Source organism: Methylobacterium sp. M6A4_1b (genome assembly GCF_053345175.1).
Map to the genome: position 1 here is coordinate 247027 of NZ_JBKEZQ010000005.1, position 8849 is coordinate 255875.

Sequence of the window (8849 nt, forward strand, 5' to 3'; positions counted from 1 at the left end):
CTCGGCGACCCGGCCGGGATCGGCCCGGAACTCGCCCTGATGGCGTGGCGCCTGCGCGATGCCGGCCCCGGGCTGCCTCCGTTCTTCCTCATCGCCGACCCCGACTTCATCGAGCGGCGGGCGAGCGAGCTCAACCTGCAGGTCCCCATCGCGGATGTCGGCCCGGACCTCGCCACCGAGGTGTTCGGACGGGCCCTGCCGGTGATGGCCCTGCCGAGCGGCGCGGCCGTTCACGCGGTGGCGGGACGCCCCGATTCCGCCAATGCCGGCGCGATCCTGGAATCGATCACGACCGGGGTGGACCTCGTCCGCTCCGGGGCGGCCACCGCCCTCGTCACCAACCCGATCGCCAAATACGTGCTCACGCAGGTGGGCTTCGCCCATCCGGGCCATACCGAGTTCCTGGCCGCCTGCTCCGTCGCGCCCGGCGAGACCCCGCCGCTCCCCGTGATGATGCTCTGGTGCGAGACCCTCGCGGTGGTGCCCGTCACCATCCACGTCGCCCTGCGGCGCGTCCCCGAACTGCTGACGCAGGATCTCGTCATGCGCACCGCGCGCATCGTGGCGGAGGACCTGCGGCGGCGATTCGGCCTCGCCCGCCCGCGCCTCGTCCTCTCCGGCCTCAACCCCCACGCGGGCGAGAACGCCACCATGGGCACGGAGGACCGCGACGTGCTGGAGCCGGCCGTGCTGCAGTTGCAGAACGAGGGCATCGACATCCGCGGGCCGCTGCCGGCCGACACCCTGTTCCACGAACGGGCGCGGGCGACCTACGACGTCGCGCTGACGCCGACCCACGATCAGGCCCTGATCCCGATCAAGACCCTGGCCTTCGACGAGGGCGTGAACGTCACCCTCGGACTTCCCTTCATCCGCACCTCGCCGGACCACGGCACGGCCTTCGACATCGCCGGCAAGGGCATCGCCCGGCCCGACAGCCTGATGGCGGCGCTCCGCCTCGCCGCCCGTCTCGTCAAGGCCGGCGCGTGAGCGAGGACGGGAGCGTCAGCATCGACGGCCTGCCGCCCCTTCGGGAGGTGGTGCGCCGGCACGGCCTGGAACCCAAGAAGACGCTGGGCCAGAACTTCCTGTTCGATCTCAACCTGACCGGGCGGATCGCCCGGTCGGCCGGACCGCTGGAGGGCGTCACAATCGTCGAGATCGGCCCCGGCCCCGGCGGCCTCACCCGCGCGCTCCTGGCGGAGGGTGCCGCCCGCGTCATCGCGATCGAGCGCGATCCGCGCGCCCTGCCGGCTCTTGCCGAGATCGCGGCGCATTATCCCGGGCGCCTCGAGGTGGTCGATGCCGACGCCCTGAACTTCGACCCGGTGCCCCTGATCGGCAAGGGTCCGGTCCGGATCGTCGCCAATCTGCCCTACAACATCGGCACGCCGCTCCTCGTCGGCTGGCTCGCCGGGAGAGTCTGGCCGCCCTGGTGGGATTCCCTGACGCTGATGTTCCAGCGCGAGGTGGCCGAGCGCATCGTCGCGGACGAGCAGGACCGAGCGAATTACGGCCGCCTCGGCGTTCTCTGCGGCTGGCGCACCGAGGCCCATATCCTGTTCGACGTGGCGCCCTCGGCCTTCGTGCCGCCGCCGAAGGTGACCTCGTCCATCGTCCGGCTGACGCCCCGGCGCGATCCCCTGCCCTGCTCGGTCCAGGCGCTCGAAGCGATCACCCGCGCGGCCTTCGGGCAACGGCGGAAGATGCTGCGCCAAAGCCTCAAGGCGGCGGTCCCGGACCCGGCCCGCCTCCTGGCCGCCGCGGGCATTCCCGAGACCGCACGGGCCGAGGAGGTCCCGGTCTCGGCCTTCGTGGCGATGGCCCAGGCCTACCGCCCCGTCTGATCCCGCGTCCCATGAAAAGGGCCGCGCTGATGTCTCCGCGCGGCCCTCTTCGTTCATCGATGTCGGCCAGGGCCGAGCGTCAGCGACCCTGCTGGATCGCCGAGAGGATCCAGCGGCCGCCGCGCTCGCGCACGAAGGTCCAGAGTTCCACCGCCTCCGGTTCGCCGGTCTCGACCACCCGGTCGGTCCGGCGGTCGAGCGTCACGTCCTTGATGGCGTAGCGCATCGCCACCGTGGCGTATTCGGCATTGCCCTCGCCCCAGGACTCGGAGAGGTCGCCCTGGAGGAGCTTCACGTCCGAGATCCGGTTGACGACGCCGCGCGCCTCGTTGGCCCGCAATTCCTCGACGAAGTAGCCGGCCATCTCCGGAGTCGCGAGGTTGCGCAGGGCCGCGACGTCCTCACGGCCATAGGCCGCTTGCACGTCGTTCAGGGCGATCTCGAAGCTCTCGAAGTCGCCGGGGCCGATCTGGACGGGACGCGCCTGCACCGGCTGGACCGGGGCGGGACCGCGCTGGGCATTGCCCGAGGTGCCGCCCATCGGAGCCCCACCGAGCGGAGAACCGCCCATCGGAGAACCGCCCATCGGACCCGGGTTCGCGCCGGCGCCGTCGAGGTTCGAGCGGGACAGGCCGGCGGCGGCCGGCTGGCCCTGGCGCCGGCGGAACCAGCGCACGGCGAAGGCGACCAGCAGGACCACGAGACCGACCTGCAGGATCAGGCCGAGGAAGGAGGCGATGCCGCCGAGGCCGCCGAAGAACCCGCCGCCGAGGAGCGCACCGAGCAGGCCCGCGCCGAGCAGGCCGGCCATGAAGCCGCCGCCGAAGCGTCGGCCGGGCTGCGCCGCGGTGTTCATGCCGGGATTGCCCATGGCCGGGCCGGGCTGGGTCTGCGAACGCTGGATCGGGGCCGGGGCGCCGGGGGCCGTGGTGGTGGCCGAGGGCGGCGCGTAGGTGCGCGAGCCGCGCGAACCCATGCCACCGCTGCTGCCGCTTCCGGGACGCGCCTCGACGACGGGCGCTGCGAGGACCAGCGTCGCGGCGAGCGCGAGGATGGACGCCGCGCGCTTCCGACGAGTGGTGGAGGTGAGCATGAAAACGCCTCTGGTGAACAACAGGGAAGTCCGGCGGATACGCCGCTCCTGATATGGTGACGTTCGCGCCGGAGTTTTAGTCCGGTGTTCTTCGCGAAATCCCCCCGATTTCCCTCAATGCGCGGCGGGAAACACCATCCGGACCGTGGCGCCCTCGCCGGGCTTCGAGTCGATCGACACCGTGCCGTTCTGGCGCTTGACGAGGCCGTGCACGATGGCGAGCCCGGCGCCCCGGCCGGCCTCGCGGCTGGTGACGAAGGGGGCCAGGGCGCGGGCCGCCATCTCGGGCGACATGCCCTGGCCCTCGTCGGTCACCGTGATGCCGACCGCGCCGTCGCCGGGCCGCTGCAGGGCCCGGTCGCCCGGGGGCACCGCGAAGGTGGCGATGACGATGCGTCCGGGCGCCGGCATCGCCTCGCAGGCATTGGCCACGATGTGGCTGAGCGCGAGCTCGATCTGCGTGGGGTTGCTGAGGCCGCAGGCGAGCCCCGGCACGGTCCGGATCTCGAGGGTGATGCGGGCCGGGAGCGTCGGCCCGATGCGGGCGCCGAACGCCTCGATCAGCCGGTTCAGGTCCACCGGGCGGACGTCGGGGGCGATGCGCCGCGAGAAGGCGAGGAGCTGCCGGGTCAGGGTGGTGGCGCGCTCGGCCGCGTCGGTGGAGCGGACGATGGCGCGCTGGATGAAGGGCTCGTCGCGGTCGCCCAGGCGCCGCTTCAGCCCGTCGATGTAGCCGATGAGGATCTGGAGGAAGTTGTTGAACTCGTGCGCCACGCTGTTGGTGAGGAGGCCCAGGGCCTCGCGCTGGCGCGAGAGCGCGAGCGCTCCCTCGGCGTCGCGGCGCCGGGTCACGTCGACGATCTGCGCGAGGCGGTAGGGCGTCCCGGGCACCGGGACGACGAAGACCTGCGCCCAGAACGCCGCGCCGCCGCCCGGCCACGCGAGGATTTCGGCGCCCTCCGGAGCCCCGGCGGCGACGGCCGCATCGAATGCGGCGCCGGATTCCCGGTCGCCGTCGAGCCCCAGCCAGGCGCGCAGTTTGCCGTCGAGGGGCGCGTCGGGGGATCGCCGGACCAGATCGAGGAGCGCGCGGTTGGCGCGGACGACGCGGCCACCGGTCGCCTCCGGCGCCAGGAGGGCCGCCGGGACCGCCGAGGCGGTCAGCAGCCGGACGAGCCCGGGCTCCGGCTCGCCCTCAGCAGCGTGATCGTCCGTCCGGGGCGATGCCATGGCCTGTCCGCCGATCCGGGGCGCGCGGCCCCTCCCGCCCCAAGGCATAGCGGCAACCGCGAGAACGGCAAAGCTGGACCCGATGGGCTACTGGCGCACCCACATCACCCGGCCGATCCAGGCGATGTCGCTGACGTTGACGACCCGGTCCTCGTGGGCGGGATTGAGCGAGGCCAGCTCGATGGTGCGTGCGGTCTTGCGTTTGAGTTCCTTGGCCAGGACCTCGCCGGCGGCGAGCCGCACCACGACCCGGTCGCCCTTGCGGACCCCGGCGGTCGGCGACACGATGAGCACGTCGCCGTCGCGGTAGAGCGGCGCCATCGAATCACCCTGGACTTCCAGGGCGAAGGCGCGGTCGTCGGCGAGATCCGGAAACTCGATCTCCTCCCAGCCGGGACCGCCCGTCGGCATGCCCTCGTCCGTGAACAGGCGCCCGGCGCCCGCCTGGGTCATGCCGATCAGGGGGATCATCGTGCGCGCCGGTCCGTCGCGCGCCTCGATGAGCCGCAGAAACTCGTCGAGGCTCGCCCCGGTGGCGGCGAGCACCTTCGAGACCGATTCGGTGGAGGGCCAGCGCTTGCGGCCGTCGGGGCCGATGCGCTTCGACCGGTTGAAGCTCGTCGCATCCAGGCCGGCCCTGCGGGCGAGACCGGACGCGGAGAATCCATGACGTTCCGCTAGGCGGTCGATGGCGGTCCAGATCTGTTCATGAGACAGCATCGAAAGCTCAGGGCGAGTTACGGCTAAGACGTCCAGCCTAAAGATAGGAAAGTAGAACTAAAAACCGCGAAAAGCAATGGTGCCGGAGCTGCTAATTCAGTTCGACCCGCAATCGCGACATCCTGGCAACTCATGACTTCAACTGTATCCGTACGGTTGCGGTTTCGATCCGCGCCGCGGCGTTTGATCGACCCTGCGAAACCCGATAGGGAGCGGGCATGCCGCTCATCTACAAGATCTCCCCCCGGGCACTCTGGCGTGAGGCCGAGGCCATCGGTCGCTTCGAGGGCGCACCGGTCGACCGCGCCGACGGCTATATCCACTTCTCCAGCGCGGACCAGGTGGCCGAGACCGCTTCACGCCACTTCGCCGGCGTCGGGGACCTCGTCCTCGTCGCCGTGGAGGCCGAGGCCCTGGGTCCGGCCCTGCGCTACGAGCCTTCGCGGGGCGGCGACCTGTTCCCGCATCTCTACGCAGCCCTCGACCTCACGGCCGTCCGCTTCGTCGCCGACCTGCCCCTGGCCGACGATGGACGCCACGTCCTCCCGGACGATCTCGCCGCGGGACGGTCCGCATGATCGGCGCTCTCTTCCCCCTTGCCAAGCCCCTGCTGCATCGCCTCGACGCCGAGACGGCGCACAACCTGACCCTGCGCGGGCTCGCCGCCCTGCCGCCCCTCCGGCCCCCGGCCGACGATGCCCGGCTGGCGGTCGAGGTCCTGGGGCGCCGGTTCCCGAACCCGGTCGGCCTCGCGGCGGGCTTCGACAAGGGTGCGGAGGTCCCCGATGCCCTGCTCGGGCTCGGCTTCGGTTTCGTCGAAGTGGGCGGCGTGGTTCCGAAGGCGCAGCCAGGCAATCCCCGCCCGCGCGTCTTCCGGCTCGCGCAGGATCGGGCCGTGATCAACCGCTTCGGCCTGAACAGCGAGGGGCTCGACGTGGTCCGTGGCCGCCTCGCCGCCCGAAAGGGGCGACCCGGCCGGGTCGGCGTCAACATCGGCGCGAACAAGGAGTCGACCGACCGCCTCGCCGATTACGTCGCCTGCACCCGCGCCCTCGCGCCGCTGGTGGATTTCGTCACCGTCAACGTGTCCTCGCCGAACACGCCCGGCCTGCGCGACCTCCAGGGCGAGGCCTTCCTCGACGAATTGCTCGCCCGCGTGGTCGAGGCCCGGGACGCGACCCATCCGGCCACCGCCATCCTGCTGAAGATCGCCCCCGACATCACCCTCGAGGCCCTCGATGCGATGACGGCCACCGCCCTCCGGCGCGGCGTCCAGGGCCTGGTGGTGTCCAACACCACGATCGCCCGGCCCGAGACCCTGCGCGAATCGGGCCTCGCCCGCGAGACCGGCGGCCTCTCCGGCCGGCCGCTCTTCGCGGCGGCGACCCGGCTCCTCGCCGAGGCCTATCTCCGGGTCGGCGGCAAGCTGCCCCTCGTCGGCGTCGGCGGGATCGACTCGACCGAGACCGCCTGGACCAAGATCCGGGCCGGCGCCAGCCTGCTCCAGCTCTATTCGAGCCTGGTCTATGCCGGCCCCGGACTGATCCCCGAGATCAAGGCCGGCATCCTCTCCCGGATGACGGCCGAGGGCGCCACGCAATTGGCCCCCCTGGTCGGGCGCGACGCCGCCGCCCTGGTCAAGCTGCCGGGCTGAGGATCGCGCGGGGCTAGAACCGCCCCGCCAGGGTCAGGCGTACGGCCGTCGGCTCGACCGGATGGAAGTGCCGGTCGGCGACGCCGTCCGCCACCTCGCCGGGCAGGCGCGAGGTGTAGAAGTAGGTGATCTGGTCGGCCTTGGCGTTGGTCAGGTTCAGCACGTCGAGGGACAGGCTGACCCCGTTCTCGAACTTGTAGCCGACCCGGCCATTGAGCAGCGCGGTCGGCCTGGCGCGGACGGAATTGTCCTCGATCAGCGGCCGCGGCCCGAAGTAGCGAAAGCGCATCGACCCGAACCAGCCCAGGCCCTCGCCGAAGGTGAACCCGGCCGAGGCGATGGTGGTCGGGGCCTCGGGCACCCGGCTGCCGGCGGGGTCGCGGTCCGCGAAGCGGGCGTTGGTCACGGTCAGGTCGCCTTCAAGCGACAGCCAGGGCGTCACCGCGTAGCGGTTGGTCCATTCGACGCCGAAGCGGCGAGTCGGGCGGCTCGGCTCTGTGGTGCCGCTGTCGCCCTGGAACAGGTTCTCGGAGGCGAAATCGAGCTGGAACAGCGTCACGGCCGTCTCCAGCCCGGTGATGCCGCGGTTGCGCAGGCCGATCTCGGACCCCGTCGAGGGCACGAGGAAGGGCGACCGGGAGATGTTGAACAGCGGGCTCGTCGGATCGACGGTGGCGGTGACGCCGCGGGCGTCGTTCGAGTGGAAGCCGCCGCCGTAGTTCACGAACAACTCGGTCTCGAACCACGGTCCCAGGACGAGGCCGAGCTTCGGGTTGACGATGCTGTCGCGCGCCTTGCCGGAATTCGCCGCCGTATCGGACACGACATCGGCGTAATAGGTATCCGCCCGGAAGCCGACGCTGGTGCGCAGCCAATCGGTCCAGCGCAGGCGGTTCTCGTAGTAGAACGCCCCGCTCGACTCCAGCACGCGGTCATCCAGGACGGTCGAGCGAACCTGACGGTTCGCGGTGTTGAACAGGCCCACCCGGATCGAGTCCGTGCGGGTCTGGACGCCGATCTCGTTCTCCATCGCCATCCCGAACAGGTCGCCCTGGACAGTGTGGCTGACCTCGCCGCCACCGAGCACCCGGCTGTCGCGCTGGCGGAACTGGTCGCCGTTGACGGGATCGTTGAGGAAGTAGGTGAAGTCGTTGAACAGGTTCATCCCATAGCGGATGACGTAGGCGTTCGCCCGGGTGATGCCGGCATCGCTGGTCTGGCTCCAGCGCCCGGAGAGGGAAAAGCGACCGGTGTCACCGCCATCCGTCGGGTTCAAGGTGCCGAAGCGGCCGAGGATGCCCTCAGAGACCGCGCGCTCGGGGATCTGGTTGGTCGCGTTCCACTTCGCCCAGTAGGCCATGCCGGTGAGCGCGAAGCCGTCGAGCGCCGTGCCCTGGCTGTAGCGGACGACCCCGTTGAGCTTGGCCAGGCGGTCCGGCACGTCCCAAGGGCCGTCATAGGTCTGGGCCTCGCCGGCGACGAGCAGGGTGCCCTGGCCGAGTGGCGCGGAGGCGATGGTCAACGCCCGCTTGAACCCGAACGAGCCGAACGAAACCAGCGCGAGATTGCGGTCCACCGTGTCGAGATAGTCGATCCGCACCGAGCCGGCCGAGGCGAAGTCGCCATCCCGGACGAAGTACGGTCCCTTGTGGAACTCGACCGCTCCGACGAGTTCGGGGATGAGGAAGTTGAGATCGGCGTAGCCCTGGCCGTGGGCATGGGTGCGCATGTTCACCGGCATGCCGTCGACCGAGATGGCGATGTCGGTGCCGTGGTCGAGGTTGAACCCGCGCAGGAAGAACTGGTTGGCCTTCCCCTCTCCGGAATGCTGGGTGACGATCAGGCCCGGCACGCTCTCCAGCACCTCGCCGGGTCGTGTGATGGGGCGGCTGTTGATCTGCACGCCCGAGATCACGCCGGCGCTCGCCGCATCGACGGTCCTGAGGCTACCCCCGATGCCGGTGACACCGCCGACGTACCCTGCGCTCGCGGCAGGCCCGGTCGTCTTGGTGGCTGGCGCCTCCGCCGTCACTGAGAGTTCCGCCAGATTGGCTTCTGCTGCCTGGGAAGAGGCTCGTTGAATCTGAACGCTGTAGGGTACGAGGCTGGCACAGGATGCGAGCAGAAGGGTTCGGTAGGCGGGCCGTGAACGAACGGGCGACATAGGACCTCGGGCGACGTCTGTGGCACGTCACCGCGAACGAGGCCGACCCGTTCGCGATCCGCGAACGCCCCGACACCCGCCGGGGCACCCCGCCCAGCGCGTCTCGCGTGTGACCACGACTGACGGCAGGTCTCCTGGCTC

General features: G+C 71.0%; 8 protein-coding genes. 4 read left to right on the forward strand and 4 right to left on the reverse strand.

Features of this window, described 5'->3' with window-relative positions; translation table 11 throughout:
* Window positions 1-39 precede the first annotated feature (39 nt).
* Both pdxA and rsmA read left to right on the forward strand, forming a co-directional pair.
* Window positions 40-990, forward strand: a complete 951-nt coding sequence (gene pdxA / locus ACLBWX_RS07970; RefSeq protein WP_447676544.1) for a 4-hydroxythreonine-4-phosphate dehydrogenase PdxA — start codon at window positions 40-42, stop codon at window positions 988-990.
* Window positions 987-1847, forward strand: a complete 861-nt coding sequence (gene rsmA / locus ACLBWX_RS07975; protein WP_447676529.1) for a 16S rRNA (adenine(1518)-N(6)/adenine(1519)-N(6))-dimethyltransferase RsmA — start codon at window positions 987-989, stop codon at window positions 1845-1847. The genes pdxA and rsmA overlap by 4 nt, the downstream gene beginning before the upstream one ends.
* Before the next feature lie 79 nt (window positions 1848-1926).
* Here the strand turns inward: rsmA and ACLBWX_RS07980 are convergent, their stop codons facing one another.
* The 3 genes from ACLBWX_RS07980 to ACLBWX_RS07990 all read right to left on the reverse strand — a co-directional run bounded on the left by ACLBWX_RS07980 (window position 1927) and on the right by ACLBWX_RS07990 (window position 4890).
* Window positions 1927-2940: a TIM44-like domain-containing protein gene (locus ACLBWX_RS07980; RefSeq protein ID WP_447676530.1), complete on the reverse strand. Its 1014-nt coding sequence runs from the start codon at window positions 2938-2940 to the stop codon at window positions 1927-1929.
* A gap of 114 nt (window positions 2941-3054) precedes the next feature.
* Window positions 3055-4170 (reverse strand): ATP-binding protein, encoded by a 1116-nt coding sequence (locus tag ACLBWX_RS07985; protein ID WP_447676531.1) that lies wholly within the window; start codon window positions 4168-4170, stop codon window positions 3055-3057.
* Between the two features lie 87 nt (window positions 4171-4257).
* The gene (locus ACLBWX_RS07990; RefSeq protein ID WP_447676532.1) at window positions 4258-4890 is read right to left on the reverse strand and encodes a S24 family peptidase; all 633 of its coding nucleotides are present in this window, start codon (window positions 4888-4890) and stop codon (window positions 4258-4260) included.
* Window positions 4891-5108: 218 nt separating this feature from the next.
* Between ACLBWX_RS07990 and ACLBWX_RS07995 the strand changes: the two genes are divergently transcribed.
* Window positions 5109-5468 carry a DUF952 domain-containing protein gene (locus ACLBWX_RS07995; protein WP_447676533.1) on the forward strand — a complete coding sequence of 120 codons (360 nt, stop codon included), beginning with the start codon at window positions 5109-5111 and terminating at the stop codon, window positions 5466-5468.
* On the forward strand, window positions 5465-6544 hold the full coding sequence (locus tag ACLBWX_RS08000; RefSeq protein ID WP_447676534.1) for a quinone-dependent dihydroorotate dehydrogenase: 1080 nt from the start codon (window positions 5465-5467) through the stop codon (window positions 6542-6544). Before ACLBWX_RS07995 ends, ACLBWX_RS08000 begins: the two co-directional genes overlap by 4 nt.
* A gap of 13 nt (window positions 6545-6557) precedes the next feature.
* Here the strand turns inward: ACLBWX_RS08000 and ACLBWX_RS08005 are convergent, their stop codons facing one another.
* Entirely contained in the window at window positions 6558-8576 is a 2019-nt protein-coding gene (locus tag ACLBWX_RS08005; RefSeq protein ID WP_447676535.1) for a TonB-dependent receptor, read from the reverse strand.
* Window positions 8577-8849 lie beyond the last annotated feature (273 nt).